The sequence below is a fragment of the Streptococcus mitis genome, from assembly GCF_946190115.1.
Lineage (GTDB): Bacteria > Bacillota > Bacilli > Lactobacillales > Streptococcaceae > Streptococcus > Streptococcus mitis_CO.
The window spans coordinates 19,003-45,420 of record NZ_CAMHZG010000005.1; the positions used below are offsets into that span (position 1 = coordinate 19,003).

Genomic DNA, 26,418 nt, shown 5'->3' on the forward strand with positions numbered 1-26,418 from the left:
CCCCCCTTCCATAAACAATTACTTCTCGTTCTTAAACTCTATGCCGTTTTCTTTCAGCTTTTTAACGGTTACGGGACCAATTCCCTTCAAAGCAAGAACTTCTTTTTCAGTCCATTTTTTGAAATCTGAAGACGTACGAATCCCATTTTCAACAAAGATGTGAACAAAATCCATCCGAATTCCCTTCATTTTTTCCTCATTCATAAAGGAATGCCAGTCAGTGACCTCGGATAAATTTCTTATCATACTGGAATGATTCGAAAATACTGGTTTACGGCGGAACTTTTTGGCTTCGTTTGTTAAAAATTTCGTTAAAATAATATTTTCTTGTAAATAGTCAAGCAGAGGATACAAACTAGCTTGTAGCGATTCAACTGAATTTGGACAATAGCATTCTTGATCCTCTATATCTATTACCTTGAATTGCCAATCTTCCTCTATAAAGAATCCAACAGCTTCATCATTGATTTCCACTAATTTTGCAAATAGCTGACTGGCTTCCTCAATTTTTCCTTGAGAAAAAGCAGAGATAATGGCATGAATAAGAATTGTATCATCCCGTTTCCCTTTATTTAATTCTTCACGATAGAAACGCTCAACCTTTAGCTCCTGACCGGTGATATGATACAAGGAAAGCATACAGAAGACAAAATTAGGAGGAAACCGTTCTGGTCGCTTACTCAAATATAGGTCAATCAATTCTATAGCCTTAGAATTGAATTTCTCCATCATATAATACTCAATCAGAAACATCAGAGCAGACAGGATAGGGCGTGCTTCAAAATAATTCCAACTATTGTATCCATTCACTTTCCATTTTTCTAAAACTAGAATTTCAAAATCCAATACTTTTTTAAAAGTTGACAAATCAAAATCTTCAACTTCTGATAAGAATAAATGAAAATCAGCAGCAAAATAATCTGGATTTATTTTTAAAACTTGCTTTAACAGTTTATTTCGCTTCTGTGTATTCGGAGTATGCATAGCTTCTCTAAATAAAGCATGATCCTGATTCCAATCAAAAGTCCTATTTTTCAGTTGGTAATTTATTAGCTGAACATCTGGATACTCTCCATGTTCATCAGCATATTTCATCACTGCTGTATGTAGTTCATCGAAATTTTGAATAGTACGACGTTCTACAAAAGTTGGATTTTTGGCCATGATTTCTGTCCAAGCAGCCTCTTCTTCAGAAATAACTTTGATATCCAACTTTTGCTGGCGTTTTAATTCTTTTTTTCTATTTTTCTTTTTAGCCATCTATTTTCTCCTATAACTCATTCTTCAATAGATCAAACTCTACCTCTGCTGTATTGGATATTCTTACAGCCTCGGATACAGGCTTTAATGGTAAATCTCAGCTTCTTTGTGATTCATTTGCTTTGAAGGTTGTCCCCCCCAAGCGCGATTAAGGCTGAATTTTCTAGTTACGTTTAGTGGTGGAAATCGTGATCAAAAAAGTTTTAGACTTTTGAACTTCTTGAGTCTTGAGAATATCTTCTTAAAGTTGTTTAGATATGTGTTTGTCCTTTCTCTATTTTGTTCATTTTATTTTGAATTTGCTTAGCAACTTCTTTTGCAGTCAAACTCGTATTATTTATTTTAAGGTAGTGGTGCAACTCATTCGGTTGATGTTGGGAATTTAATTGAAGTGTTTCAGCGGTCTCTAAAATTTCTCTTTCAGATACCTCAATATGTCGTTTTAAGGGTTTGTACTTTAATCGATTCTCCGTTTGATTTCGACGTAAACGCTCCTCAAGACTTGTTTCCAACTCAACAAACAGAATCTCTTGATGAAAGTTATCCAATAAATCCTGAATTTGCTTCAAATATATCAGCTGGTACTGATTTGAAAAATCAATTACGTCTGTTAAAATTACTGATCGCTGATTTCTTGCACTTGCTCCAAGGAAAGAAATGGTCATTCCACGAACAAATTCCCACATTTCCTCTGTATAGTCCTGATAGATTTCCAGTGCAAAATCGATGGCTTGATGGTTATAAAAGAGGGTAGCATCTGTCAGTCGAGATAACTCTTGACCAATCGTCATTTTTCCTGAGGCCGGAGCACCAATGATGAAAAGATGCATCAAATCACCTCCCACTCACTCCTCAGCAAACCATATCTCAAATCATCACAACGATTGCCTTGGGCATCTTTGCGGTCTCTTATGCGAGCTTCAAGAGTGAAACCAAGTTTCTCTGCGACTCGTTGACTTTGGACATTATAACCAAAACAAGTCAGTTCAATCTTGTGAAGATCCAAATCTTTAAAGGCTAAGTCAATCAAGGCAAACGCTGCTTCTGGTACATAGCCTCGACCCCAATAGTTTGGATGCAAGGTATAGCCAAGCTCTAGCACATCATCCGCATGGCGATGGTTGAAATCAACAGAACCAATGACTTTATCGGTTCCTTTGACGACAATCCCATAGCCAGCTGGGAGATTTTCCTTTTGATTGCGTTCGGGAAGGATATACTCTAGATAGTAAACCTCATCTTCCAAGGTCTTGACGGGTAGAAAGCCTGCTGGGTAAGAGACTTCCGGACGACTAGCATAGGCAAAGATATCCTCAGCATCCGCTACAGTACGAACTCGTAAGACGAGTCGTTCGGTTTCTAATCGTTCTGGTAATTCAGCTCTTGACATCCTTCATCCTCACTTTCTTGATGAAGCTCCCCATAGGGTCAACACGGTTATCTAAATAGCGATAAACGCGCTGGTGACCGTCCCCCATAAAGTAAGTCGGTGAAAAACGGTCATTTTTAAAATGCCCTTTCTCATCCAAGAGTTCAGGATTAGCCAGTCGCTCGATAATCTTGGCAAAGATATGACAGATTCCATCCTCCTCGATAATTCTATCAACTTGACATTCTAACACGACTGGACAAATCTCTAAAATCGGTGCCTGAGTCCGTTCAGAAATCTCGTAGTCTAGCCCCAGGTGTTTCAATTTCTCTCTATGACTGATAAAACCAGCCTGCTCCATCTCGAGCATGAGATTTTCATCAGGGATATTCACGGTGAACTGTTGATAATGCTTAATCTGCTCAGCCGCATTTTCCTCAGCACCAACACCAATGACTAGCCAATCTCCCAAGCTATAAGAGGAGCTACAGGTCGTAATATTGTGTCCAAAATTCTGATCCTGATACCCCAAAATGAAGATAGGAAAACCATAATAGAGTTTACTTGTTTTAAAAGATTGCTTCATAACAACCCCCTTTTACTAAGACGCAAAAGAAAATCCCTGCCATCTACATGACAGGGACGAATGTATTTATCCGCGGTACCACCCAATTTCGGGCAGTTGCCCGCAACTCTCGTCTTTAAAACAAAAAGACACTTTTATTTCAATTTTTCATCCATTAGCAACCAGTTTTGACACATTTGTGGACTTCTCAGCGCCGCCACTTTCTGTAAAATGCGGGATTCAAAACACCTCTAATGGCTCTATTGTAGCAAGATTTTTTCGGAAATGCAAGGAACAAGAAAAATTACTTGAACTTGATACCATTTTCTTTCAATTTCTTGATGGTGGCTGGGCCGATTCCTTTCAAAGCAAGGAGTTCTTTTTCAGTCCAGTTTTTGAAATCTGAAGCAGACTTGATTCCTTCATCATAGAAAGTTTTGGCACGGTCAAGTGGAAGTCCACCCAAGTTTGCTGCAAAATCTTCTACAGAATTGGCTACTTTTTGAGCTTGCTCTTTGGTAGCTTCTACTGCTTGTTCAACTTTTTTAGAAACAGCCTTACCAGCTTGGCTTGCTGACTGTTCTGCACGTTTCACGACTTTTTTTGTCTCTTCTACAACCTTAGTCACAGTACTTGAAAAGGCACCTGCACGACGGAGGCTATTTCGTAATTGTTTTTTACGATTGAGTTTCTTTGACATGATAAAATCCTTTCAATAAAAAACCCCTGCTCTGACAAGGATTTAATATAAATATTCTATCAAGATTTTAGTAAAAAATCAAGAATCTTTCTCGTTTAATAATTTCGCTCACCGAATAAGCCTTCTGGCAAATCATGAAATCCCTTGCCTGATTTGAAGTTTTCAAACTTACCAAGCAAGAACTGATAAGCATCCAAACGGCTTTCGTAGCGAATCATAGCATCTTTAGCACGCTCGTCTTGGTCTTCTTCGTAGACTTTTTGGCTTTCCTTGTGCGCCATGTCGTTGATCATGATTTGAGTATTGACCCAAGCTTCAAATTCCTTCATAAATTCTTGTTCGTAACTCATTTTTTCTCCTTATTCTAATCCACGGAAATAGTCCGTATCAATCTCACGGTAGGGCTGGATATCCTGAACGTATTCTAGCACACCTTGGAATTCTCCCTCTTCATCGTGCACTGCAGCATAAGTGATGTGGACAAACTTGCCTCGCGACTCTGACTTGAACCACATTTCATACTTGTCTTTGCTTCCCTCACGAAGTCCCTTCATGATGGTCTTGACCTTGTCCAAGTACTTAGGCGGATGGCAGAGTTCGACATTGCGCCCAACTTGGGACGGGGTCCGTTTGAAAATCATCTCATCAGATGGTGCATTGTCATTGTAATACTGGAAAATATCATCTTTATTGACAAAGGTAATCTCCATAGGAAGGTGATTGAGGATGAGGTTGGCCTGCTCGACTGAAAGATAGCCATTCCCAAAAGCCTGTTGACTATGGCGGTCCAGCACTGCTTCCTTTTCCTTAGGGGTAAAGGTAATGGTAAACTGGCCTTCTGGCGTATCGATAACTTGTTGAACTTGGCCTTCTGCTGTATCTAGCAGTACAGGCTCCTCTTCACTCTTTTCCTCAACAAAACTCTGTCTTTCTGGCACCCATTTCTCAGACGGACGGATAATAGCATAGCCATAGGCGTCGCTCTCCTCTGCAATCTGAAGCCAGTCATCCTGAGTAAAGGACTCAAGGAGAATCATGAGAAGGATGGACTCTTCCTTGAAAATCATACTTTCAAACTCTGTCGCAAAGGCTTCAAAATCTTCTTTTACAGTGCTAATCGACACTTCTGGTAGTGACTTAGCTGTCATTAGAGCTGTTTGAAAGAGTTCCCTAATCTGGTCATCCACTCCCCACATAACTTTGGGAGGCGAATCGTGCCCATAACGCTCCATGATAGGAAAGAAGAGTTCTTCTTTACGTTGGTAGTGGATGTCAAATTGCCCCACAAGTCCCATCTGACGCACCAAGCCCTTACGCATCTCCACCAGCATTTCTTCATCTTCCATAGACTCATAGGTATCCAACAATCTCCGAATGCGAATCAAGGCCGCACGGAGGGCTAGATTTTCTTCTTTGAAAATCCGAACTGGGTGACCTGGGTGCTCGGTATCTGCAACTTCGACATTCTTAACAGCATTTTTAAAAAGATTGGCATGGACATCACAGAGTTCCATGACATCTTCAAAAGTGACGCCCGAGTCTGAGTTCATCAGCTCGTGCTCCATGAGGGAAATCTCTATGGCTGAGACACCCGCAAAGGTCGCATCAAAACGCTCCTGAACCGACTCAGGAGAGGCACCATTGTGCAATTCTAACAAAATATCCCGCAGGACATGAATCCGTTCATCTGCCATTAGTCTAACCCAATCACTTCGTAGCCGTTTGCTTCCAGCGTGCGGACAATCTTGTCCATAGGAGTTCCTTCAAGCTTAGAACCCTGTTTAAGTGATACTTTACGACCAACTGTATTGCGCATCAAGGGATTGTCAAGGGGTTTAAAACCCAACTCCACTAGAATTTCCAAGACTTCTGGATGCTTGTCCACTACTTCTGCAACAGGAATTGACACATCGATGATATTGTCCATGACGACCTCCATTGTATGTTCTAAAATGATTTTACTGCTTATATTATACCATATGGAAAGAGATTAAAAAACTAGCAGTACAAGACTTACTAGTTCTCTGAGACTTGGATTACCATCTAAATAAGTTTAAAGAACCAATCCAATATTTTAAATAATAGCTTGTAAAACAGCAATTGGACTGCAAAAGAGATGATCATCCAAAAGAATTTCACAATTCCAATAATCGGTTTGATAAAAATAATGGCAAGAAGTCCCCAGAAAAATTTCATTCTCTATCCTCTGGCTTGATGATCCACCGAGCCGTATCCATTAGCTTGTCTGCAATAAATAATTTCCCCAGACCGACAACAACATTGTCATCTTTCTTTATCGTTTTCATTACTTTTACACCTTGCATGGTCAAAAAGTAATTCCCGTAAATTTTAGCAAAAGCTTTGATAGGATTCATCTCACTCACCCTCGATTATTTCAGCCTCTTTTCGGATTGTTTCAACATCTTCTTGATATTGAACTTCACTATAATTGACTAGTTTGGATAATTCTTTCTGCAAGCTTTCACCCATTGGTTTCATAGTTGCAAAGGTTAAACCACCTGAAATGATACCACCCAAGATAGGAATGAATTTTCCCATTCCTTTGGCCAGCCCTCCCTTGGTAAGATTCACACCAAATATTCTTAAGACTTTTTTCAAAATAGGGTACCAAAGCGTCTTTGTTAAAGCTTTATTAGGTACTGTTTTCATTACCTGTTTGGCAATTGTTATACCACCTGCACGTAGCAAGGCAGCGGTTCCATTCACCCCCAACATGACACCTAGATAAAGCAAGAGGGTATTTTGAGCATCTTCACTCAACTCATCGCGTGAAGCCCAAAGATCTTCATAACCATAAATATAACCTAATTCTTGAGCCAATTTCAGAGAGAAACCATAAAATTGAGCTACATCCGCTGGTATGGTAATTGCCATGGCAAGTCCACCTGGTAATCCTGCCAAAACAGAGGTTCCACTCGCCAATAAAACATTATCCCTAATGCAGGCATTAGCCACTCGATCTAAAGTTTCTTGAGATAAGAGAGACGTTGGGCCTTGTTCTAATAAGGTAGGAATGTCCTGTGGATCCAATTCTTTGGAAAACTTATCCACTAAAAATTTCGAACGATCAACCTTAACAACTGGTAGTTTTACCACTTGTTGTAATACTTGCATAGCTAACTCTTGTTCAGCCATATACAAACTCCTTTTACTTCTGTAAGTTATATTCTATGATAGCATACTCTTTTAAAGTATGTTTCAAATTCCCCTCAAAAATTTTCAAAAAATCCTTAGCAACTTATTTGTTAAAGATTTTTAATAGTCTTTGTAGAGACAGCTCGAATATTCAACTCCTACCCTTACAACATGATATTCTATCTGTGAACGATAGTCTATTATTGTTTCACCTAAAATGTTCCTTGAATACACACTAACTATGAGCTTTCGAGTTTCATTTTATAAATCCATAATTTCTTTTTTCTTTCGATCAAATTCTTCCTGAGATAATATACCTGCATCTAAAAGAGATTTTAGTTTTGTAAGTGCTTCGATTTGCTCATCTAATGATAGACTCGGTTTCATGGCTTTTTCATCTAAACTTTGAGCCATATTCATTCCAAATATCATGCCAGCACTATCACCTAGACCATGTTGCTCTACTCCTGATGCAATTTTTTGTTGTGCTGCAATATTAGAAGATTTCTGCGATACATCATCATAAGCTTTTAAATTCATCTTATTTGATGAAAATTGTTTGACCAGTTCCTTAGATTCTGGTGAGAACTCAATATTAGCGATGGCAACTTTTACAATCTCAAATCCAAAACGTTCTTTCCAAGTCCCTGCATACTGTCCATCATTTGATACTTGTTCCGCAAGAACTGCAGCTTGTGAGGGTAATTGTGAAATACGATAAGTTGTTGACAAAGAATTAAGTGCAACAATAAAAGATTGAAGAAATTCTGTTACTATTTGTGATCTAGCTTGAGCGCTATCAAAGGTATAATAAGTCACATTGGCAGGAAGAAAATTTCTGATAAATTGCTTAGCATCTGTAATTTGGATAGAAAATGTTCCAAAAGCACGTACTTCTAAATCTGTACCATAAAACAAATCATTATACATGACTGGACCACGAGTTCCAAATTTAATATCACGAATTTCTCTCAAATTAACAAAACAAATCTGTTTTTGCTGATCACTTTGACCACCGAATCCAACACGATTAACAACATTGTCAAACAGTGACTTTTTCAATCCATCACCGTTAAAAACACTGCTCTCACCATTTTGATATTCATATCCACCTGGTTCTGTAATAATTTCCTCGATACCAGACTGACTAAAGATAAAGGCTGCAGTATTTTCTGGAATAAAAATCTTGGATCCGTTGGAAATAACACCTGCAGATCCCTTCGTATTGACACCCCTACCATTATTACTTTCTTGAACAATACCGGGACTTACAGCTGTATGTTCATCAAAAGCTTGAACTGTGATAATTTCTTTCCACTGATCTGCAAATGTCCCACCAATAGAATCTGTAATTGCTTTTATCAACCCCATTTAATTGCCCCCTTATAAACTCTGATCCATATCACAATAGGCACATCTTACTGTTTGCTTCACTTGACCTGACAAAGGTGCTCCACAAAAGCTACACTTGGTTGAAATCTTTTCTGGCTCTGCATCCTTAATCCCAAGTCCTGCTTTAAAAGTGTCAAATGTATCCTTAAATGTTTCTGCCAAAACATCTGCTCCAAACAAGCTGCTATCCCCCAAGGTTTCAAAATTGCTTGTATCACCTGATATCAATTTAATAATGTTTCTAGCCCACTTGTCAGTATCCTTAGTATTATTAAATGCAAAGATAGCTTGTCCGCCATTATAATAAATTTCCAGCCGTTTCACACCATTGGTTTTGGTTACTGAAACTTGAGGTTTCCCTTCAAAAATTTTAATCTGGTTAATGGGTATGGTAACTTGGTCTTTTTTTCCTCCCCACAAACCTTTTTTTATATATATTAAGTGTAGATTCGTTAAAATTAATTCATCTGTAGACAAACCATTTTTCCCAAAACTCACATGGTCACTATTCATAACCATATATTCATGTGGCAATAATTGATAATCCATATTGAACTCCACTCTTCCTATTAAAGACTAGCTTTCCACTGCTCCACTTGTTCATGTAGATTATCACGATAATCTTTTAGAGTCTTAATCACTTCTTCTTTTCCTTGAATCGGTGCTTTCTTTAGCGGACCATATTGTTTTTTCAAATCTTCCATTTCTTTTTTAGTGCTATCTTTTAGTTCTTGGATAGCAGCGCTATCTTCTAAAACAGTCCCTTTAAAGGCTTCATCTGCTTCTGTATAGTAATTATCGATTATTTTCTCATTCATAATCAAGTAATCTTCATAGGTTTTTATAGACTCAATTGTCGTATCGCTAACATCTTGTGGATTAAAATCACTTGAACTGAGTTTTTCTTTTGCTTTAGCAAACAATCCTTTCTTTTCAGAACTACTAGATGAAGCTTCTGTTTGATTCTCACTAGAAGAGCTACTTGTTTTTTCAGAAAGAGAACTACAAGCAACTAGAGTAGAGACGGAAAGACCTAGCAAAGCTAAACGACAAACTTTTTTTATATTATTCATTGATAGAATCTCCTTTTATTTATGAAATCATCATATCATATTTCCTAAAAAAAAAAAGCATTTTCTGATTAGATAAACATTAAAAAATACAGAATCCCTTTTTTAAAAGAATATTTTTCCATTTCAAATTCCACCTATTTTCTCCACCAAAAAAGAGGGTTACCCCTCTTCTTAGTTCTTATCCAGATTGCGTAGCATTTCGTCAATCTTGTTTCCATACTCGATGGACTCGTCTTTGACGAAGGTCAAATCTGGGATTTTGTACAATTTCAAATTGCGACCAAGTTCACGTTTGATAGTACCAGTTGCTTTTTCAAGCCCGATTTGGGCTTTTTGATTATCCGAAGCAAGGTTACTCAAAATGGTGTAGTAAACCTTGGCTACAGACAAGTCACCTAGCATCTGAACATCTGTGATGGTTACGCCTTGGACACGCGGATCACGGACTTTCTTTTGCAAAATCTCATTGACTTCACGCTTGATTTCCATGCCCACACGATCCGTACGGAAATGATTTGCCATGATATTCCTTTCTCTACTTTGAACCAAAAGCTAGGCCAGCAGACCTAGCTATTTTTAAACTTCTTGATTTTCATTTCAAATTGAAACAAAGTTCAATTTGAAATCATCTGCTTCTTTCGCCGTGGTGAAAGTGATGGAACTGATTTATAAGTCCCATCACAGGGGATTTTTGAGACCCTAGGCTCAAAAATAAGCAATGAAACCATCGGTTTGCTTGCGTCCCTCACCACCTAAGAAAGGAGCAAAAATCTTATCGTTTGATTTCTTCCATGACATAAGCCTCAATCACATCATCCATCTTGATATCATTGTAGCCATCAATCATCAATCCACCTTCACGACCGTTTGTAACTTCTTTGACGTCGTCTTTGTAGTGTTTCAAGCTTGCAAGTTCACCGTCATAGATAACGACACCATCACGGATAACACGGACTTTTGAGTCACGGGTAACCTTACCGTTGATAACCATGAATCCACCGATAGTTCCCACTTTAGACACCTTGAAGGTTTCACGAATAACTGCTTCACCAATAACTTTTTCTTCAAATTCTGGATCAAGCATCCCTTTCATGGCTTCTTCCATCTCTTCAATAACCTTGTAGATAATGCTGTGGAGACGGATTTCCACATCGTCAGCTTCTGCTTGTTGACGAGCTTGTGGTGTAGGGCGTACGTTGAAACCAACGATAAAGGCATTTGAAGCTTCGGCAAGGGTCACGTCAGATTCATTGATAGCACCGACCGCTGAGTGAACGATGGTAACTTTAACACCTTCCACATCGATCTTCTGAAGTGAGGCAGAAAGAGCTTCAACAGAACCTTGTACGTCAGCCTTAATGATAACGTTAACAGATTTGAGTTCACCAGCTTTAAGCGTATCAAAGAGGTTTTCAAGGCTGACACGTTGGGTAGCTTGACGTTGTTTCATGAGGGCACGTTTGGCACGCTCTTCACCTGCTGCACGCGCAGATTTTTCATCTTCGTAAACAGCAAAGTGGTCACCCGCCATCGGCGCTTCGTTCAAACCTGTGATTGAAACTGGTGTTGATGGTCCAGCAACTTTAACACGACGACCAAGGTCATTAGTCATAGCACGGACACGACCGAAGGTATTTCCGACAACGATTGGGTCTTGAACATTCAAGGTACCTTGTTGAACAAGAAGGGTTGCGACCGCACCTTTTCCTTTATCCAAGCGCGCTTCGATAACTGTACCGATAGCACGCACTGTTGGATCTGCCTTGAGTTCTTGGATTTCAGCCACAAGAAGGACTGTTTCCAACAATTCTTCGATATTTTGGTTGAATTTAGCTGAGATTTCAACAAATTCAGAATCTCCACCCCAAGCAGTTGACATAACTCCATGCTCTGCCAATTCACCGATAACGCGTTCTGGGTTAGCACCTGGTTTATCAATCTTGTTAATGGCTACGATGATTGGAACATTGGCCGCTTTTGAATGGTTAATGGCTTCGATAGTCTGAGGCATAACCCCGTCATCTGCCGCTACGACCAAGATAGTAATATCGGTAACAGAAGCACCACGCGCACGCATAGATGTAAAGGCCGCGTGTCCTGGTGTATCAAGGAAGGTAATCTTCTTGCCATTTTCCACGATTTGGTAGGCACCGATATGCTGAGTGATACCACCCGCTTCACCTGTCGCAACACGAGAATTACGAAGGGTATCTAGGAGTGTTGTTTTACCGTGGTCAACGTGTCCCATGATAGTTACAACTGGTGGACGCTCAACCAATTCATCTTCATTGAGATAACCATCTTCGATAAAGAAACGTTCGATGTCGGCATTATCCACTTCAACTTTTTGTTTGGCTTCGATACCATAATCCACCATGAGGAGTTCAATTGTTTCCCCATCCAAGGATTGGTTTTGTGTGGCCATGACGCCCATCATAAAGAGTTTCTTAACGATTTCAGCTGGTTCACGTTTGATACGTTTTGCGATTTCCGCAACGGTCATACCATCTGTATATTCAAATTCTGTTGGCAATTCATGGAATTTGCGCTCCGTAACAGGTTTTGGAGTCTGATTACGGTTGTTCTTGTTATTGCCTTTTTTGTTCTTTTTGTTGTTATTCCAGTTACTATTCTTTTGATTTCTCACTTGATTTTGACTACTTCGATTCTTTTGTTGTTTTCTAGGACCATCTTCTTCGTGATCATAATCGTCACGATTTTTGTCTGGTCGAGCTTGTTTTTTACGACGTGTATCCACTGCAGGTTCTGTTTTCTCAGGGACGACTTCAACCACTGCTTGAATTTGCTGTTCTTGTTGCGCTTGTTCAGCTAACTTAGCCACTTCTTCAAAGATTTCCTCTGGCTCCTTGCGTTTATTTGCTTGGGCCAAGGCTTCTTTGGCAGCCTGAGTCTGCTTGAAACGTTCCTCACTTGAACGGGCATATTCTGCATTTTGCTCTGCTTTTAGGGCTGCTGCACGGGCTTTAAAGTCAACACGTGGAGCCACTTGATTTGGACGTTTGTCCTCTTGTTGACGGCGCTCATTACCACGATTTTGCTGACCTTGCTGTTTCTTAGCTTGGTCATTAAAACGGCGATTGTCGCGGTTGCCTTGACCTTGTTTTCCACCATTGCGGCCGTCGTTTTTCTGACGGTTCCCGTTTTGTTGTTGGTCACGGTTATTGCCCTTATTTTGCTTACGTCGTTCTGCCTGCTCTTTGGCACGGGCTTCACGCTCAGCCTTGAAATTACGGCTTTGCGGTTTAGCTGCTACTTTTTCTGCCTTCGGAGCGACTGGCTCAGCAGGTTTTGCCTCTTCCTTAGCTACAGCTGGTTTAGCTGGTTCAGATTTCTCGGCTTTCTTTTCTGTACTTGCTTTTGGTGCTGCAGGTTTTGCTTCTGCTTTCGGAGCAGCTGCAGGTTTAAAGCTGGCAACGATTTTTGCAGCGACAGCTTCTTCCACACTTGATGAGTGGCTTTTCACATCCAAGCCCAACTCTTTTGCACGCGCTACAACTTCTTTACTTTCTTTTCCAAGTTCTTTTGCGATTTCGTACAATCTTTTCTTAGACAAATCATGTCCTCCTCTTCTATTCCATAAGAGACCTCATTTTCTTTGTAAATCCAGCATCTGTTACAGCCAAAACCTTTCTCGATTTCCCGACTGCTATGCTTAATTCCAGTGTTGAAAACACGGTTACAATTTCTACTTGATAATAATGACTTTTATCTTGAATTTTCTTGGTCAGATTGGGTCCAGCATCATGGGCTAGAAAGACTAACTTGGCCTTGCCGTCTTGAATAGCCTTGACCACCAATTCTTCACCCGATATGATCCGCCCTGCTCGCTGAGCGAGTCCCAAGAGATTGCTTATTTTTTGCTTATTCAAGTCCTAACTCTCTTCTTTTCACTTTGTGATCCACATAGGCGATCAACTCATCATAAAAGCTTTCTTCCACTTCCATGCTAAAGCTACGGTTAAAGACCTTCTTCTTTTTCGCCTCTAGGGCTTCTTTATTGTCTAGCTTGATATAAGCGCCACGGCCATTGGCCTTGCCTGTTGGATCGATAAAGACTTGTCCTTCCTTGTTCTTGACAATACGGAGCAAATCACGCTTATCAATCACTTCGTTAGACACAACAGACTTGCGCAAAGGGATTTTTCTCGTTTTCATCTTTCCCTCCTCTAGCAGCTTTTATTCTTCTACAGTATCGTTTTCTGCTTCCAAATCTACCGAACCAGCTTCTTCCATGGCTTCAAATTCACTAGCAGACTTGATATCGATACGGTAACCAGTCAAGTGAGCCGCCAAGCGAACGTTTTGCCCACGACGACCGATTGCAAGAGAAAGCTTGTTATCAGGAACAACCACCAAGGCACGTTTGCTGTCGTTTTCGTCAAAGATAACTTGGTCAACCTCAGCAGGAGCGATGGCATTGTAAATAAATTCAGCTGGATCTGCTACCCACTCGATAACGTCGATATTTTCTTCGATTGGTACCATGCGGTCGCTCTTAGCATCGTAGCGAGCTGGGTGGAATTTGCTAGTAATCTTCTTGATATTAGCACCACCACGTCCAACGATTGTACCGATAGCGTCCACGTTTGGATTGTGGCTACGAACGGCAACCTTAGTACGGTCACCAGCTTCACGAGCCACGCTCATGATTTCAACCGTTCCGTCATAAACTTCTGGAATTTCTTGCTCCATCAAACGTTTGATCATTTCTGGGTGGCTACGACTTACAAAAACGTTAACTCCACGAGGGTTGTCTTCCACTTTGTAGACATAAACTTCGATACGATCGTGGGAAGCAAACACTTCTCCAGGAATTTGGTCTTGTTTAGACAATTGGGCTTCGATGCTGCCAAGATTGACATAAATGAAGCGGTTATCAAAACGTTCAACTGTACCTGACATGATTTCTTGTTCATGCTCTTTGTAAGTATTGTAAGTGATGGCACGTGTTTGCTTGCGCATTTTTTCCATGATGGTTTGTTTGGCAGATTGGGCTGCTACACGACCGAACTCAGCTGGTGCTTCTTCAAACTTAATCTTATCACCAAGTTCATAGGCTGAATTAATGGCAAGAGCATCTTTCAAGCTGATTTCCAAACGGCTATCAAATACTTCATCAACCACTTCACGGACAGTATAAACTGTAAAATCACCTGTTTTTTCGTTAAAGTCAATAGCTACGCTATCTGATTGACCATAGCGTCTGCGATAAGCGGAACGAAGCGACTCTACTACTGCGTCGATGATGTCTTCTTTTTTGATTCCCTTGTCTTCTTCCAAAATGCGGAAGGCCTCTAGCATTTCTTTACTCATGTTTTCTTCACTTTTGAATCCTCAAAAGCTATCCTTTCTTTTTCTATAATTTAACTGCTAAACGTGCTTTTGATACTAAACTGTATGGAATTTGGACAGTTTTCTTACGCGTCTTGTCCATATATTCCATAGTCAACTCGTCCTCTTCGAAGGCCACCAAGGTTCCTTCAAAGACCTTTTGCTTATCGATGGCTTGGTAGAGCCCGACATGGATGTATTTCCCAACCGCTCCAGCAACGGCATCCTTAGTTTTCAAAGGACGTTCCAAGCCTGGACTGGTGATTTCTAGGAAATATTGTTCTGGGAAGGGATCTGGCTTGATGGTGTCTAGGACAGGACTGATCATTTCTGTCAAGTCCGCCGTGTCGTTCAAGGTAATTCCTTCAGGTTTATCTACAAAAATACTGAGAATCATGTCACTGCCAATCTTTCCATACTCGATATCCACGAGTTCGAAAGGTGCTTGAATGACAGGTTCTACAACTTCTCTAACTAATTCTACGATTGTTGCGATTGCGTCCACCTCCTCATAAGCAAGAGGCGAAGATTTTTCCCCGCCTCACTTTTCATATTCTTACTGTTAGTATAGCACGTTTGCCAACTTATGTAAAGCAAAAGCACTTATACAGCCTGATTTCAGGCTATTTCTTAAAATTCTGCCTCAACTCGGTAGATAACTTGACCCTTGTTTGAGAATTTTTGCTCGTATTCTGTCATGACATTGCCTTCAAAATCACTGGCATGTAAGTCTAGACAGACACCATTGAGTTTCATGCCATATTGAGAAAAGCTCACTAGGCTGTACTCAAACAAGCCACGGTTATCCGTCTTGAAATGAATTTCTCCATTTTCAGGTAAGATACGCTTGAAGGTATCCAAGAAGGTTTTGTAGGTCAAACGACGCTTTTCATGGCGTTTTTTCGGCCAAGGATCTGAAAAATTCAGATACAAGCGATCAATCTCACCGTCTTCAAAGTAGTCAGTCAAATCAGAACCATCTACCCACAAGAGCTTGATGTTCGGCACTCCAACTTCAAGCACCTTGTCCAAAGCGTAGCTCAAAACAGACTTTTGAATATCAATTCCGATATAGTTGATGTCAGTGTTTTGCTTGGCCATACCTGAAACAAAGGCACCCTTTCCACTTCCAACTTCCACATGAATGGGATTATCATTTCCAAACAAGTCCCGCCATTTTCCCTTAGCTTCTAAGGGATTGAGGACCACATACTGGGGATTTGCCTCTAGTAATTCTGTTGCCCCTTTACGATTTCTAACTCTCATCTTCTCTTTCCATACTTGTCTCGGAAGTGACGTAAGCCATGGATCTCCCGATTGACATTTTCTAAATCTTGGTTCATATAATACTTGGAAATCTGGCTCAAATAAGACAATTGACCGTACCAATACAATTTATTTAATACCGTCTGATTGTACTTGTAACCGTAGTAGGTCAACCATTCCTTCCACTGATGTTCTGGAATATAATGGCAGAGCATATGGGCCACATCAAACATGCGATCGGTCAAGCGAACCGAATCCCAATCTACCAAATAAATCAAGCCACTATCTGTCTCAATCCAATTACTATGTCGTACATCTCCATGGACAATGGTCGCATAATCCTCTCTAAATCCTGGAATAGTCTGACGTAAATCAGCCATCACTTCACTGATAAAATGATTTTTACGCAAAGCATCTGGAGCCGTTTCTTGCCAAGACTGCAGTAAATCTACAGGTGTTTCCATGGCATAGCCCAAGCGACTCAACTGTGTCATCAATGGACGTGAGCGATGAAGGCGGGTTAAAATATTGACGATTTGTTTACGATTCATATCATAGGGGGTCAATATTTTGCCTGTCAACCATTCTTGAGCACACATATCACGCCCATCTGCCAAACGGCGACTCCATAATAATTGTGGAGCAATTTGTTCTCTAGCTAGACCAGGTAGGATTGGAGAGGTGTTCATTTTTACAAAGATACGCTTCCCATCAGGATAGCTACCCATATAAGCCTTGCCACTTTTCCCAGGTATGGGAGTCAGTGTTAGCTCATTATCACCCAAATCCATTTCTTTCCTCCGTATAAAGTTTCCTTACTATTCTACTAGTTTTTGGCCTATTCGTCAACCGCTCCACGCCCGATTCTCAAAGAAAAGCATTTCGGGTAACTTCCTTATAACTCTTTCCTTTTGAGCAAAAATAAATAATCTGTAGACGTTTGTGATATTTGGCGTACGATGAATCTCTTAGGAGTTTTTCAATTTTCTATATTTCTTCGTTTGTAAGTTTCATAACTACCATTATAAGATGTTTTTTGATTTTAGGATAGTAGCAGCCGTGCTATGAGTCGTGTTCGTGTCCAAATCATAAATCAATTCGATAGAACATCTCATGAATACAAGACTATTAAACGCTACTGGAAACTCATTCAGCAGGATAGTCGTAAATTGAGTGATAAACGATTTTATCGCCCTACTTTTCGTATGCACTTGACGAATAAAGAAATTCTAGACAAGCTTTTGAGCTATTAAGAAGACTTGAAACACCACTATCATCTCTATCAACTCTTGCTTTTTCACTTTCAGAATACGGAGCCTGACAAATTTTTCGGACTTATTGAGGACAATCTTAAGCAGGTTCATCCTCTTTTTCAGACTATCTTTAAAACTTTCCTCAAGGATAAAGAAAAGATTGTCAACGATCTTCAACTACCCTATTCTAACGCCAAATTGGAGGCGACTAATAATCTCATTAAACTTATCAAGCGAAATGCCTTTGGTTTTCGGAACTTTGAAAACTTCAAAAAACGGATTTTCATCGCTCTAAATATCAAAAAAGAAAGGACGAAATTTGTCCTTTCTAGATCTTAGCTTTTCTTCAACCCACTACAGTTGACAAAGAGCCAAAAATTTTACGAAATGCTAAAATAATTATATTGTCTCACACAAAAACTAGATAATTCAAAAATTCACCTATCGACTATCTGTGTTTGACTACAAGATATAGAAAATCTATTATTTTGGGAGGTGACAATAAAAGTGAATAATGTAAAAATTTAGAATTTTCAACATAGCTAAAATTATCCAACATGGGTAATCCCCATAGCAACTTCATTTTTTAATAACATTTGCAGTCGTTCATTATCTATAAATCTTTCAACTCCATAAAAATCAAGTAAATATTGCGGAAATGCACTAAGTAACAATACTCGTTCAAGAGGTAATATAAAGTCGTTATACTGCTTTAAAAATATGTCTTTAGAATCTATAGTCCCCTCTTGAATAAATGAATTGATTTTTAAATAAAATAACATATAAGTTGTATAAAGAATCAAACTAAGCCAAATTTGATTTTTATCTTTCATTCTAATTTGAAATGGACCATTTTCTTTAATAAAAATCTTACACGCATCTTTAAAGTGAACATCGCTAAACACAGGGTATGTAATAAGATTAATACTATCACAATTTATAAATCTTTCATGAAAGTAATTATTGGCTTCCACCATAGGATAACTTAAAAAAAGTTTACCATTTTCGGTTGCATTATCAAATAAATTTAACATCTCCTCAATTTTGTTATATATTTCGTTATATATTTTTTCTACATCTTTATCTTTTTTATCTTCTTTATAGTGTTGGGCGTCTAAATCGAAAAAGAGATAAATTAAAGAGAAGTCCTCGCTAGTATATTCAAATTCCCCATCAGATAATTCACAAATATGTTCTACTGTTTGTTCATATTGGTTTTCTTTTAATTTATTATATAAGGAATAAATGTTTGTAGAAAAAATGACTATTTCATAATCAATTTTATGAGAAAAAAAGTCACTTTGAAAATTGCAAACCGATTTCACGAGTTTTGTATCCGGTTTTTTGCCCTCAGTAATAAATAGTATTCTTTTAGTTTTTGACATCAGCAAAGAACCCTGTTCTGTACATTTTCTCTAAATTTTGTGTTTTTCTTATAACCATATCTGTTTTATTTGAAAGACTAGATATTTCATTATCTTCAATGATGTAATAACAATCTGGTCGTAATAAAGTATTAGACATATTAGTGGTATTATGTGTTGTTATAACTAATTGGAGAGATCGTATTTTTATTAATCTTTTAATAATTTCACGAGAAACATCATTATGAAAATATGCATCAAATTCATCCATAAAAACAAAACGAACTTCTTTTTCAAACGATAAATACCAATAAAAGAAAAGTGTTAGTGATCTAGTCCCTTTAGACATAATGCCCCAAAACTCTACTTCCTTGCCTGAGTCAAATTTCACATAAATCTGTTTTTCTCCATCAACCTCTTTTTCAAATAGATTATAATCTATACCTAAATCTTTTAAAAATTGATTATAGTTACTAAGGTTTCCAGTCTCAATAATTGCTGAGGCAATGGATTCCGAACCTGTTTTAAAACCTCTATACCTGTTTCCGTCCAGCGAATCAAAAGATAGCATTCTATTGACAAAATCCATAAAAAGTAAAAATACTTCAACATTTTTATCTGTCTTAGGATTTAATGCGGTATTATTCCTAATATATTTAACTAACGATAGATCCTCAGTATCAAAATCAAATGTTAGATGCTCGGTACCTTTCAAGGTTGCTTTTTCTCTCTCATTTTTTTGACGAGAGTCTATTACTGGAGTTCCATTAATCAAAACAATTTCTTCTACTAATCTTAGAAAGCTAGATTTCTTATATCTATATATAAGTTCATCCTTATCAAACTGAAAAGTATATTCAAATTCTGCTATATCTATATCACTGTCTAAATTTAAGTAATGTTTATCATATTCTTCTCTTCTGATATGTTTATCTGTCAAATGTGAAACTATATCCATAAGAGCCAAGCCTAAATTGGATTTCCCGCTGGCGTTATCTCCATAGATTAGTGAATCTTTAACAAGGTTATCTTGAATTGCATCAGTATTATATTCGTAATTCCCTGAGGTGAAATCGAAGATTAATTCATCTTTAAAATTCTTAAAACCTTTAACTTTAAACGTTTTAATCATGTTTCCTCCTTAGTGTAATTTTTTTACACCACCTTTATAATACTAAAGAATAATCCAATTGTCAAAGAATTTTAGCTATTTTCTAGAATCCAGCTTAGCGTCAAAATCAAAGACAGAGAAATTCCTCTGCTGACTTCCGCCAAGTGTTGAACTCCCGCGCCAGAAGAAACAGCGAAGAAATGAATATAAACCAGCGTCTCAAGCACACTTAGAAGAAAGATTGCAATAAAAAGCAAAAGGTCTTTCTTGCTTAACATCCCAAAAGAAATCATATCAAACTTTCTAGCATAAACAACACTCAGCGAGGTTACAAGAAGACTTACAATAATCAATTCAGATTCATTTTGAAAAAAATCCCCATGGTTAATCGTATAAGGCACTGTAATGACGATTAGTAGTATTAAAAATCCAAAACACAAGGCATGAAATTTATCAAAAAACTCCATAAAACTATCCTCCTCAACAAACAGACTTCCTACGCGTCATCCTTGAGCTCTAGTCTTTCCAAAACAAACCATTTGAGTAACCAAAATCCGACCACATAACTACCCCCTAAAAAGATAGCCATTAAAGATAGCATGGGGTTTAGGAAATAAAAGGCCACAACAGATACAAAGGTTAGCACAAAAACATTAAAAGCAATGGTGTCAGAAGCCAAGACCAGAATATAGGGCGTCAACCAGTCTAAGGTTTTGGAATCTAGGAAAAATAAGTGTTTATACATGATGACCTCCTCTATGGCTGAAAAGCAAGCCTTTTATTTTTTACCCCAAGACCCTATGTAGAAAAGTGAGCAAAAATGGTAAGTTTGCAATGATATTATTAACAATATGGATCGAATAAGAAGGATAGATACTCTTCGTATAACGTGTTAGACAGGCAAATAGACAGCCCACTGCCGTATAGACAAGAATATCTGCGAAACTTGGCAAGCTAGAAAAGTGGGGCAAGGCAAATAAGAATGACGGAAAGAGAAGATCCAGCCCCCACCTCGAATTCTTAAAGAAGGCATGTTGAAGCAGTCCTCTACACACCAATTCTTCCATCAGAGGTCCTAGTACGATTAAGGTTAGGTAAACACCAAACTCCGCAAAATTTGTCTCACTATAGGCAATAAACAAATTCCACCCTTCATTGGTTCCCTGAACGTGTTTAGCTGTCAGATAGTTAAAGCATATCAACACAACAGCGGCTAACACCGTCAGAACAGAATAGCTCAACCACTTTTTCCTAGGGATACGAAAGAGATAAGCATGGCCCGACCTGACCAAAATCCAAAACATCAAGCAGATAAAGAGAAGGCTGATGATGTTTCGAATCCAGATAAGATTTCCTACCCAAGACGAGAACTCCCAATAATTGCTCCAAAATTTGGTTGTCCAAAACAATCCGAAAAACAGGAACAAATAAGAAAGAATTGCACTCGTTTTGAAAAGAATAGAGTGTCTTTTCATATAACTCCTCCTACTATCTACAAGGCAGGATGGCTCACCTTGTCAGGCTCTATTACTGCAAGATTAAGAAGACAGCTTGTTCTTTTTAAGGCTAACCTGACTACTAGATAATAGATACATTAAGGCATTAAAGACAATGAAAATATGTCCATAGAATAAAATCAACCTCGCATCCAAACCAAGATAAAGTTTGACCATCAAAAAGATGAGCAAAAGAATTTGAAACCATAAGGTTTTTTCAAAAATAAATTTAAAGCGATTTCGAATATCTACTTCCTTGATTTTTACCGCCACCCCTTTATTAGCAAGAAGGAAAACGCCTGCTTCAAATAATCCACTGTAGAGAACAAGCCACCCAATCGATACATTAGAGATTTGTAAAAATGTCCCTAAAAGAATATTCAACATACTACTCAAGAAAATAACAAGAAATAATCTATATTTCATTTTAAATACCTCCATTCACTTATTTCACGGACAGTTTAATAGAGCCTTCTAATAAAAGATTCTGTCAGAAGAGGAAGGCAAGCTACTTTTTATAATACTTCAAGCCCCAAATGAGTAGAAGCATAATAATCAAGCAGAGAATAGCGCCAATATAGGCAATTAATTGCTGATAGAATTCTCCTGCTGTGATACCTCTATACAAACAAATAATGGACATAAAACCTGTCAAGCCGATATACATGAGTTGATTGGTTCTAGGACTAACCAAATCATCATCTTCAAACTCTCTTATCCTCATCTCCCTAGTGAGGTAAACAGTGACCAAAATAGAAGCCAAGTTAATAACCACTAAAAGAAATTGGAAAACCAATGAAAAATTTAAAAACTGACGAGATAGAAATAGATAAGTAGAGACAAGCAAGGGCAACTGACCTAGGAACAATCTCGTAAGGAAGATGTTCCGTTTTTTAGCAAGAAAAGCTTTCATTTCTTTGCTCCTTTCTTTTTAGTTAAAGCAAAATAGATCACAACCGCAATCATATAGGCTATGGTATAAAATAACTGATACCAAATACTCTCCCTAAGCGGATAAAGAAAGATGGACATAATCAGATACAAGATGAAAATGATAAGTATTTTTCTCTTCATAAGATATCCTCCTAAATGTATGCTTTATCTTATACTCAATGAAAATCAAAGAGCAAACTAGGAAGCTAGCCGCAGGCTGTACTTGAGTACGGCAAGGCAACGCTGACGTAGTTTGAATTTGATTTTCGAAGAGTATTAGTTGAGCAAGAACCTTTACACTGCTAGTATAGCACTCATTTTATCCTTGGAACACTCACATCATAAATGGTCATCAAAACATCTTGAATTGTAAAAAATTAAAAAAGCAAGCATGGAAAACATACTTGCCATTTACACCATATTGATACCAACTTAATTTGTAGATTTTTTATCCTGCTATCACATATCATTTTAACAGGCGAAACAATATTAAAGAAACTCCCCTGTAGATTAAACTAGCGATAAAAAATCTCTTTATCTAATTAGATCTATCTTTATTCTTCTTTGGAGATTTTAAAAATTTTTCCCTAATTAAAGAAGTAATAAAAGAAACAAACATACCAACAACAAAAACAATAAGAAAACTTTTGAAATCCATAATTACCTCCAAGTACAGCTCCTCTACATACAAGCTCAAGCCTTTAAGCAACCATAATAGCCAATTGTAACGTTGTTTTTGCATTCACGAGGAATACCTCTTTTTACTTTCGTCCTATTACAACCTTAATAAGGCTAGTATACTACTATTTTTTAAAATTTTCCATCCAAATCACAAACGGTCATCAAAACATCTTGAATTGTTAAAAATAAAAAAAGCAAGCATGAAAAACATACTTGCCCTGGGGAACTTGACAATGTGAAAATACAAAATAGAAAACTACTCACCCTCACTTCCGTATGTTCTCATATATTCTCATGATCGCAACAAGGATAGCAGCTGTTCCACTTGCCAAAGCGATAAGGGTAATGATAATGTTGAGAATTTCAGGCGTACTCCCTATTCTGTTGACAAGACGGAGTAGAGATATAACTGCCAACTGAATCAGGAGTATTGATTCTACTCTTATCAATGAAGTCAGTTGGTTTTCAACTGCATATAAAAAGACTGGTAACATAACACAGGCTATAGCAATCACAAACAGGTTGCTCCCTGTTCCTTCTCCCTTATTCACCACGGAAATCATGAGAAGATTCGATGCTATAATCAACGTAGAACAGATGATAAAAAAGGATTTCTTATTCATATAGGGTACCTCATATACTATGGCATTTTAATTGATGACTACAGGCGGTACTTCTTTCCACAGATCTTCTAATCATCAACTGACATCGAGTGAACTGTTAAAACCTGACGAAAGACTTGATTTTGACAGGTGGTATTTAGACTGGTATTAGGATGGCTTTCCACAATTTTCATAACAGTATAGAGACCAACTCCTCTCTCTTCCCCTTTAGAACTGGCTCCAAAGGAGAAAATCTCAGAAATATCTATGCCCTCTTCTTTGATGGAATTTTCAATGATAAAGGTCTCCTGTGCTCCATTTTTTAAAAAGGCGATTGAAACATGAGGTTGACTGGCCTCTGCACTGGCTTCAATAGCATTGTCACAAAGGATGGACACAATGGTTAGAAAATCAAGTAGACTCATCCCCTCGACCTGAATCTCCTCAGGAACTTCGACATTAAAGACAATCTTCTTATCTCTAGCTTTTAGAAATTTCCCTGCTAGAAGACTTTTGAGGGCACGGTCCCGAATATTTACCAATCTGCCAAGGTCATATTTGTTGTCCTGCAATTTCTGACTAGAATCCTTTAAGACCGAGTCGTAGACCTCTTTTATCTGCTCCATATCCTCCTCTTCAATGCCCAGACGTAAACTGGTCAAGAGGTTGGTGTAGTCATGGCGAAAACTCCGGACTTCCTTGTAAAGTTCCTCTATATGCCGACTATAGCGTTCCATATCTCTGTAGCGCAAGGCCTGTTCTTGGTCCAATCTCTCATGGAGTTTGTCCTTCAAATAGGTATCTAGCTTCTTGATAATACCCATAAAAAAGAGTAGGTAAAAGACTAGGATGAGATGGCGAACAGTCGTTGATTGAATACCTTGTTCATATTCAAAGAAAGACAGACTTTGCATCACTAGATAGTAAGCCCCCATTATCCAGTTAATCGTAGTCAGGGACTTTTGAAAACCTTTATCGAGAGTCTCCCTTCTCAAACTAGTAAAATCATAGTCTAACCATTTCAAAAAGGCTAGAGAAATAAAGCAAATGAAAATTTTTATACATAACCAAATAAAAGAGCGGTCATCATACACATGCCCTTGCCCCAAAAATGGAATCACAAAATAGGAGACTACCCTGAAAAAAAGATTCACCAACATCATTGGGAAGAGACCATAAAAGAAGAGTAGTTTTTTAGGAAGCCCTCTTAACAATAAGAAAGATAAACCAATGCCGTACAAGGGTTCCATAAAATAAGTTAGGTAAGTATTTCCTACTATATAGCTAATCGTTACAAAAACAACTGCTAAAAGTAGCTTAAAAAGAAAGGACTTAAAAACTCTCTCCAGAGTTAGAACAATTCCATCCACCTTAAAAAATATAAACAATTCCAATCCAGATATCAAAAACACATATACTATCTTCCAAACTAATTCCATTCCAGCACCTCACTCAATGTAAGTTATTGATGGCCTCAGACACTTCTCTGACCTTATAACGCGCAATCATACAGCTTCCTCCATTGGGAAAGAAAAGGAGTTTCTCTTTCTTATCCAAACGAACTACATTGGCAGGATTAATGAGAAAAGAGCGATGGCACTGCAAGAGACGGGGCTCCTGCTTGAAAACCTCCTCTAAACTCGCTGTAAATTCCAACCTGTCTGTCTTGGTATAGAGAATAACACGATGGGCTCTGGGCGACGTTTCGAGATAGTAGACCTCTTTAAAAGGATACTGGAATTGAGCAAATTTTGATTTAAAGTAAAAGCAATCTTCCGCCAGACTTTTACTATCCTGACTATTGGCATAGAGGAGGGCTGTCTCGATCCGAGATTCAAACTCCTCTGCCGAAAGGGCCTTATCAATGTAGTCCAAAGCTGACACCTGGTAGCGAAAGGACAGGGGCATAAACTCCGAGTGAGTCGTCACAAAGACGATGAGAGCATAAGGATCCCTATCCCGAATCTTTCTAGCCACTTCCAGACCCTTCATCTCCTCATTTCGAATCTCAATATCCAAAAAGAATAGCTGATGAGCTCCCTTCTCATGCACCTCTGCCAGCAGCTGGTCTGGCTTACCAAAAACTTCAAAAGAACTCGGAGTGATATGATGTGCTTTCAAAAGTTTCTCAATGGTCGTTTCAATCCTAGTCTGTTGGGAAAAATCATCTTCTAAAACAAATATTCTCATCTTCTTACTCTCCTTGTTTCGATTTCTTCCTAAAAAGAGAATAGCAAAAATACTTTGATACAAGCCCACCAAATCCTAAACAGGCATTTAACGCTCCTGAAGGGTAGCTTGTTCCTCAAATAAGCATGATAATCTTACCACTATTTTATCATAAAATCTTAACAGTACCATTCAGGAAATTTCAAGGACAATTAAAGATTTTATGGTTGAAAAGGAGATAAAAGTGATAGACTGACAGTATCAAAACACAGTTGCTAGAGGTAAGACTGGCACACAGATTAAAGGAGGAATTCTCATGACAGATACAGACCCTATCAAAAGAGCTCAGACTTTGATTACGGACTTAAACAAAGCCTACCAAGCATGCAAACAGGCAACCGCTGACGACGTCCGCTTTCAGGAGCAATTAAACTCTATTCTTGGTTTTCTAGCCAAGGCTGAGACAGTGGATAATCGAGTCTTGATTGAACTGGAAAAATTTTACCAGACTTCCAGTCTTCTCATGGGACTCAGCGCCCTCAATCCAGATGCTCCTACTCGCGCCGCTTGGCGGGCCTATGACCGTTTCCACTTTGACCAAGTCAAGACCAAGTTGAGTCTCTACGGACCAACCATTCTCTTGTAGAAAATAAAAGAAGCTGAGCTAAATTAAACT

32 protein-coding genes and 2 pseudogenes are annotated in these 26,418 nt (G+C 38.4%); 2 read left to right on the forward strand and 32 right to left on the reverse strand.

From position 1 onward, the window contains the following. Positions 1-18: 18 nt before the first annotated feature. The 21 genes from N8L90_RS03590 to ccrZ form a co-directional block, all read right to left on the reverse strand. On the reverse strand, positions 19-1,260 hold the full coding sequence (locus N8L90_RS03590) for a helix-hairpin-helix domain-containing protein (protein ID WP_261024191.1): 1,242 nt from the start codon (positions 1,258-1,260) through the stop codon (positions 19-21). A 251-nt stretch (positions 1,261-1,511) separates the two neighbouring features. Further along, on the reverse strand, positions 1,512-2,090 hold the full coding sequence (locus tag N8L90_RS03595; RefSeq protein ID WP_000550032.1) for an AAA family ATPase: 579 nt from the start codon (positions 2,088-2,090) through the stop codon (positions 1,512-1,514). Then, the gene (locus tag N8L90_RS03600) at positions 2,090-2,650 is read right to left on the reverse strand and encodes a GNAT family N-acetyltransferase (protein WP_261024192.1); all 561 of its coding nucleotides are present in this window, start codon (positions 2,648-2,650) and stop codon (positions 2,090-2,092) included. The genes N8L90_RS03595 and N8L90_RS03600 overlap by 1 nt, the downstream gene beginning before the upstream one ends. Further along, positions 2,637-3,215: a flavin reductase family protein gene (locus N8L90_RS03605; RefSeq protein WP_000813805.1), complete on the reverse strand. Its 579-nt coding sequence runs from the start codon at positions 3,213-3,215 to the stop codon at positions 2,637-2,639. The genes N8L90_RS03600 and N8L90_RS03605 overlap by 14 nt, the downstream gene beginning before the upstream one ends. 283 nt (positions 3,216-3,498) lie before the next feature. Then, positions 3,499-3,894 (reverse strand): helix-hairpin-helix domain-containing protein, encoded by a 396-nt coding sequence (locus tag N8L90_RS03610; RefSeq protein WP_000038635.1) that lies wholly within the window; start codon positions 3,892-3,894, stop codon positions 3,499-3,501. A gap of 95 nt (positions 3,895-3,989) precedes the next feature. Next, positions 3,990-4,244 carry a DUF1912 family protein gene (locus tag N8L90_RS03615; protein WP_049540673.1) on the reverse strand — a complete coding sequence of 85 codons (255 nt, stop codon included), beginning with the start codon at positions 4,242-4,244 and terminating at the stop codon, positions 3,990-3,992. Between the two features lie 9 nt (positions 4,245-4,253). Further along, the gene (locus tag N8L90_RS03620) at positions 4,254-5,588 is read right to left on the reverse strand and encodes a DUF438 domain-containing protein (protein ID WP_261024193.1); all 1,335 of its coding nucleotides are present in this window, start codon (positions 5,586-5,588) and stop codon (positions 4,254-4,256) included. Continuing rightward, the gene (locus N8L90_RS03625) at positions 5,588-5,821 is read right to left on the reverse strand and encodes a DUF1858 domain-containing protein (RefSeq protein ID WP_261024194.1); all 234 of its coding nucleotides are present in this window, start codon (positions 5,819-5,821) and stop codon (positions 5,588-5,590) included. Before N8L90_RS03625 ends, N8L90_RS03620 begins: the two co-directional genes overlap by 1 nt. Before the next feature lie 265 nt (positions 5,822-6,086). Continuing rightward, positions 6,087-6,269 (reverse strand): hypothetical protein, encoded by a 183-nt coding sequence (locus N8L90_RS03630; protein ID WP_033676265.1) that lies wholly within the window; start codon positions 6,267-6,269, stop codon positions 6,087-6,089. Between the two features lies 1 nt (position 6,270). Continuing rightward, the gene (locus N8L90_RS03635; protein ID WP_261024195.1) at positions 6,271-7,050 is read right to left on the reverse strand and encodes an EcsC family protein; all 780 of its coding nucleotides are present in this window, start codon (positions 7,048-7,050) and stop codon (positions 6,271-6,273) included. 261 nt (positions 7,051-7,311) lie between these two features. Continuing rightward, positions 7,312-8,421: an SPFH domain-containing protein gene (locus N8L90_RS03640; RefSeq protein WP_261024196.1), complete on the reverse strand. Its 1,110-nt coding sequence runs from the start codon at positions 8,419-8,421 to the stop codon at positions 7,312-7,314. A 12-nt stretch (positions 8,422-8,433) separates the two neighbouring features. Continuing rightward, the gene (locus N8L90_RS03645) at positions 8,434-8,991 is read right to left on the reverse strand and encodes a C1 domain-containing protein (RefSeq protein ID WP_173263015.1); all 558 of its coding nucleotides are present in this window, start codon (positions 8,989-8,991) and stop codon (positions 8,434-8,436) included. A 20-nt stretch (positions 8,992-9,011) separates the two neighbouring features. Then, positions 9,012-9,515, reverse strand: a complete 504-nt coding sequence (locus N8L90_RS03650) for a hypothetical protein (RefSeq protein ID WP_261024199.1) — start codon at positions 9,513-9,515, stop codon at positions 9,012-9,014. Positions 9,516-9,686: 171 nt separating this feature from the next. Further along, complete coding sequence (rbfA, locus tag N8L90_RS03655; protein ID WP_001273601.1) at positions 9,687-10,037, reverse strand: 30S ribosome-binding factor RbfA; 351 nt, start codon at positions 10,035-10,037, stop codon at positions 9,687-9,689. Positions 10,038-10,287: 250 nt separating this feature from the next. Next, positions 10,288-13,089 (reverse strand): translation initiation factor IF-2, encoded by a 2,802-nt coding sequence (gene infB / locus N8L90_RS03660; protein ID WP_261024200.1) that lies wholly within the window; start codon positions 13,087-13,089, stop codon positions 10,288-10,290. Between the two features lie 16 nt (positions 13,090-13,105). Continuing rightward, a complete protein-coding gene (locus tag N8L90_RS03665) occupies positions 13,106-13,405 on the reverse strand; it encodes a YlxQ-related RNA-binding protein (RefSeq protein WP_001041390.1) in 300 nt (99 codons plus the stop codon). Continuing rightward, on the reverse strand, positions 13,398-13,691 hold the full coding sequence (gene rnpM, locus N8L90_RS03670; RefSeq protein WP_125451476.1) for an RNase P modulator RnpM: 294 nt from the start codon (positions 13,689-13,691) through the stop codon (positions 13,398-13,400). The genes N8L90_RS03665 and rnpM overlap by 8 nt, the downstream gene beginning before the upstream one ends. Before the next feature lie 21 nt (positions 13,692-13,712). Beyond that, a complete protein-coding gene (nusA, locus tag N8L90_RS03675; RefSeq protein ID WP_000032285.1) occupies positions 13,713-14,849 on the reverse strand; it encodes a transcription termination factor NusA in 1,137 nt (378 codons plus the stop codon). Between the two features lie 43 nt (positions 14,850-14,892). Further along, positions 14,893-15,372 (reverse strand): ribosome maturation factor RimP, encoded by a 480-nt coding sequence (rimP, locus tag N8L90_RS03680; protein WP_261024202.1) that lies wholly within the window; start codon positions 15,370-15,372, stop codon positions 14,893-14,895. Positions 15,373-15,497: 125 nt separating this feature from the next. Then, positions 15,498-16,133: a tRNA (guanosine(46)-N7)-methyltransferase TrmB gene (gene trmB, locus N8L90_RS03685; RefSeq protein WP_261024204.1), complete on the reverse strand. Its 636-nt coding sequence runs from the start codon at positions 16,131-16,133 to the stop codon at positions 15,498-15,500. Further along, a complete protein-coding gene (gene ccrZ / locus N8L90_RS03690; RefSeq protein ID WP_000363005.1) occupies positions 16,130-16,924 on the reverse strand; it encodes a cell cycle regulator CcrZ in 795 nt (264 codons plus the stop codon). The genes trmB and ccrZ overlap by 4 nt, the downstream gene beginning before the upstream one ends. Before the next feature lie 264 nt (positions 16,925-17,188). On the opposite strand from ccrZ, the pseudogene N8L90_RS03695 reads away from it, so the two are divergent. Beyond that, positions 17,189-17,725: pseudogene (locus N8L90_RS03695) on the forward strand (transposase); the annotation flags it as partial. 209 nt (positions 17,726-17,934) lie between these two features. Here the strand turns inward: N8L90_RS03695 and N8L90_RS03700 are convergent. The 11 genes and pseudogenes from N8L90_RS03700 to N8L90_RS03750 all read right to left on the reverse strand — a co-directional run bounded on the left by N8L90_RS03700 (position 17,935) and on the right by N8L90_RS03750 (position 25,763). After that, complete coding sequence (locus N8L90_RS03700; protein WP_261024205.1) at positions 17,935-18,771, reverse strand: hypothetical protein; 837 nt, start codon at positions 18,769-18,771, stop codon at positions 17,935-17,937. Then, positions 18,758-19,882 carry an AAA family ATPase gene (locus tag N8L90_RS03705; protein WP_261024207.1) on the reverse strand — a complete coding sequence of 375 codons (1,125 nt, stop codon included), beginning with the start codon at positions 19,880-19,882 and terminating at the stop codon, positions 18,758-18,760. Before N8L90_RS03705 ends, N8L90_RS03700 begins: the two co-directional genes overlap by 14 nt. Positions 19,883-19,974: 92 nt before the next feature. After that, positions 19,975-20,328, reverse strand: a pseudogene (locus tag N8L90_RS03710) (CPBP family intramembrane glutamic endopeptidase); the annotation flags it as partial. Positions 20,329-20,357: 29 nt separating this feature from the next. Next, complete coding sequence (blpZ, locus tag N8L90_RS03715) at positions 20,358-20,606, reverse strand: immunity protein BlpZ (protein WP_261024208.1); 249 nt, start codon at positions 20,604-20,606, stop codon at positions 20,358-20,360. Positions 20,607-20,646: 40 nt separating this feature from the next. Further along, a complete protein-coding gene (locus N8L90_RS03720) occupies positions 20,647-21,336 on the reverse strand; it encodes a CPBP family intramembrane glutamic endopeptidase (protein ID WP_261024209.1) in 690 nt (229 codons plus the stop codon). A gap of 63 nt (positions 21,337-21,399) precedes the next feature. Further along, complete coding sequence (locus tag N8L90_RS03725) at positions 21,400-21,783, reverse strand: hypothetical protein (RefSeq protein WP_000877391.1); 384 nt, start codon at positions 21,781-21,783, stop codon at positions 21,400-21,402. 82 nt (positions 21,784-21,865) lie between these two features. Then, entirely contained in the window at positions 21,866-22,270 is a 405-nt protein-coding gene (locus tag N8L90_RS03730; protein WP_125452847.1) for an immunity protein, read from the reverse strand. 558 nt (positions 22,271-22,828) lie between these two features. Further along, positions 22,829-23,032, reverse strand: coding sequence for a hypothetical protein (locus tag N8L90_RS09635; RefSeq protein WP_001171824.1), 204 nt, complete (start codon positions 23,030-23,032; stop codon positions 22,829-22,831). A 205-nt stretch (positions 23,033-23,237) separates the two neighbouring features. Continuing rightward, a complete protein-coding gene (locus tag N8L90_RS03740) occupies positions 23,238-23,594 on the reverse strand; it encodes a hypothetical protein (RefSeq protein ID WP_001036312.1) in 357 nt (118 codons plus the stop codon). 68 nt (positions 23,595-23,662) lie between these two features. Beyond that, on the reverse strand, positions 23,663-25,012 hold the full coding sequence (locus N8L90_RS03745) for a sensor histidine kinase (RefSeq protein WP_004269600.1): 1,350 nt from the start codon (positions 25,010-25,012) through the stop codon (positions 23,663-23,665). Between the two features lie 13 nt (positions 25,013-25,025). Next, positions 25,026-25,763: a response regulator transcription factor gene (locus N8L90_RS03750; protein ID WP_261024211.1), complete on the reverse strand. Its 738-nt coding sequence runs from the start codon at positions 25,761-25,763 to the stop codon at positions 25,026-25,028. Between the two features lie 295 nt (positions 25,764-26,058). On the opposite strand from N8L90_RS03750, the gene N8L90_RS03755 reads away from it, so the two are divergent. Next, complete coding sequence (locus tag N8L90_RS03755) at positions 26,059-26,388, forward strand: hypothetical protein (protein WP_049538860.1); 330 nt, start codon at positions 26,059-26,061, stop codon at positions 26,386-26,388. The last annotated feature ends 30 nt before the right edge of the window (positions 26,389-26,418 follow it).

Coding starts and splice junctions, on each gene's coding strand:
- N8L90_RS03590 (WP_261024191.1), bottom strand. CDS start 1,260: ATGGCTAAAAAGAAAAATAGAAAAAAAGAATTAAAACGCCAGCAAAAG.
- N8L90_RS03595 (WP_000550032.1), bottom strand. CDS start 2,090: ATGCATCTTTTCATCATTGGTGCTCCGGCCTCAGGAAAAATGACGATT.
- N8L90_RS03600 (WP_261024192.1), bottom strand. CDS start 2,650: ATGTCAAGAGCTGAATTACCAGAACGATTAGAAACCGAACGACTCGTC.
- N8L90_RS03605 (WP_000813805.1), bottom strand. CDS start 3,215: ATGAAGCAATCTTTTAAAACAAGTAAACTCTATTATGGTTTTCCTATC.
- N8L90_RS03610 (WP_000038635.1), bottom strand. CDS start 3,894: ATGTCAAAGAAACTCAATCGTAAAAAACAATTACGAAATAGCCTCCGT.
- N8L90_RS03615 (WP_049540673.1), bottom strand. CDS start 4,244: ATGAGTTACGAACAAGAATTTATGAAGGAATTTGAAGCTTGGGTCAAT.
- N8L90_RS03620 (WP_261024193.1), bottom strand. CDS start 5,588: ATGGCAGATGAACGGATTCATGTCCTGCGGGATATTTTGTTAGAATTG.
- N8L90_RS03625 (WP_261024194.1), bottom strand. CDS start 5,821: ATGGACAATATCATCGATGTGTCAATTCCTGTTGCAGAAGTAGTGGAC.
- N8L90_RS03630 (WP_033676265.1), bottom strand. CDS start 6,269: ATGAATCCTATCAAAGCTTTTGCTAAAATTTACGGGAATTACTTTTTG.
- N8L90_RS03635 (WP_261024195.1), bottom strand. CDS start 7,050: ATGGCTGAACAAGAGTTAGCTATGCAAGTATTACAACAAGTGGTAAAA.
- N8L90_RS03640 (WP_261024196.1), bottom strand. CDS start 8,421: ATGGGGTTGATAAAAGCAATTACAGATTCTATTGGTGGGACATTTGCA.
- N8L90_RS03645 (WP_173263015.1), bottom strand. CDS start 8,991: ATGGATTATCAATTATTGCCACATGAATATATGGTTATGAATAGTGAC.
- N8L90_RS03650 (WP_261024199.1), bottom strand. CDS start 9,515: ATGAATAATATAAAAAAAGTTTGTCGTTTAGCTTTGCTAGGTCTTTCC.
- rbfA (WP_001273601.1), bottom strand. CDS start 10,037: ATGGCAAATCATTTCCGTACGGATCGTGTGGGCATGGAAATCAAGCGT.
- rnpM (WP_125451476.1), bottom strand. CDS start 13,691: ATGAAAACGAGAAAAATCCCTTTGCGCAAGTCTGTTGTGTCTAACGAA.
- nusA (WP_000032285.1), bottom strand. CDS start 14,849: ATGAGTAAAGAAATGCTAGAGGCCTTCCGCATTTTGGAAGAAGACAAG.
- trmB (WP_261024204.1), bottom strand. CDS start 16,133: ATGAGAGTTAGAAATCGTAAAGGGGCAACAGAATTACTAGAGGCAAAT.
- ccrZ (WP_000363005.1), bottom strand. CDS start 16,924: ATGGATTTGGGTGATAATGAGCTAACACTGACTCCCATACCTGGGAAA.
- N8L90_RS03700 (WP_261024205.1), bottom strand. CDS start 18,771: ATGTCAAAAACTAAAAGAATACTATTTATTACTGAGGGCAAAAAACCG.
- N8L90_RS03705 (WP_261024207.1), bottom strand. CDS start 19,882: ATGATTAAAACGTTTAAAGTTAAAGGTTTTAAGAATTTTAAAGATGAA.
- blpZ (WP_261024208.1), bottom strand. CDS start 20,606: ATGTATAAACACTTATTTTTCCTAGATTCCAAAACCTTAGACTGGTTG.
- N8L90_RS03720 (WP_261024209.1), bottom strand. CDS start 21,336: ATGAAAAGACACTCTATTCTTTTCAAAACGAGTGCAATTCTTTCTTAT.
- N8L90_RS03725 (WP_000877391.1), bottom strand. CDS start 21,783: ATGAAATATAGATTATTTCTTGTTATTTTCTTGAGTAGTATGTTGAAT.
- N8L90_RS03730 (WP_125452847.1), bottom strand. CDS start 22,270: ATGAAAGCTTTTCTTGCTAAAAAACGGAACATCTTCCTTACGAGATTG.
- N8L90_RS09635 (WP_001171824.1), bottom strand. CDS start 23,032: ATGCAAAAACAACGTTACAATTGGCTATTATGGTTGCTTAAAGGCTTG.
- N8L90_RS03740 (WP_001036312.1), bottom strand. CDS start 23,594: ATGAATAAGAAATCCTTTTTTATCATCTGTTCTACGTTGATTATAGCA.
- N8L90_RS03745 (WP_004269600.1), bottom strand. CDS start 25,012: ATGGAATTAGTTTGGAAGATAGTATATGTGTTTTTGATATCTGGATTG.
- N8L90_RS03750 (WP_261024211.1), bottom strand. CDS start 25,763: ATGAGAATATTTGTTTTAGAAGATGATTTTTCCCAACAGACTAGGATT.
- N8L90_RS03755 (WP_049538860.1), top strand. CDS start 26,059: ATGACAGATACAGACCCTATCAAAAGAGCTCAGACTTTGATTACGGAC.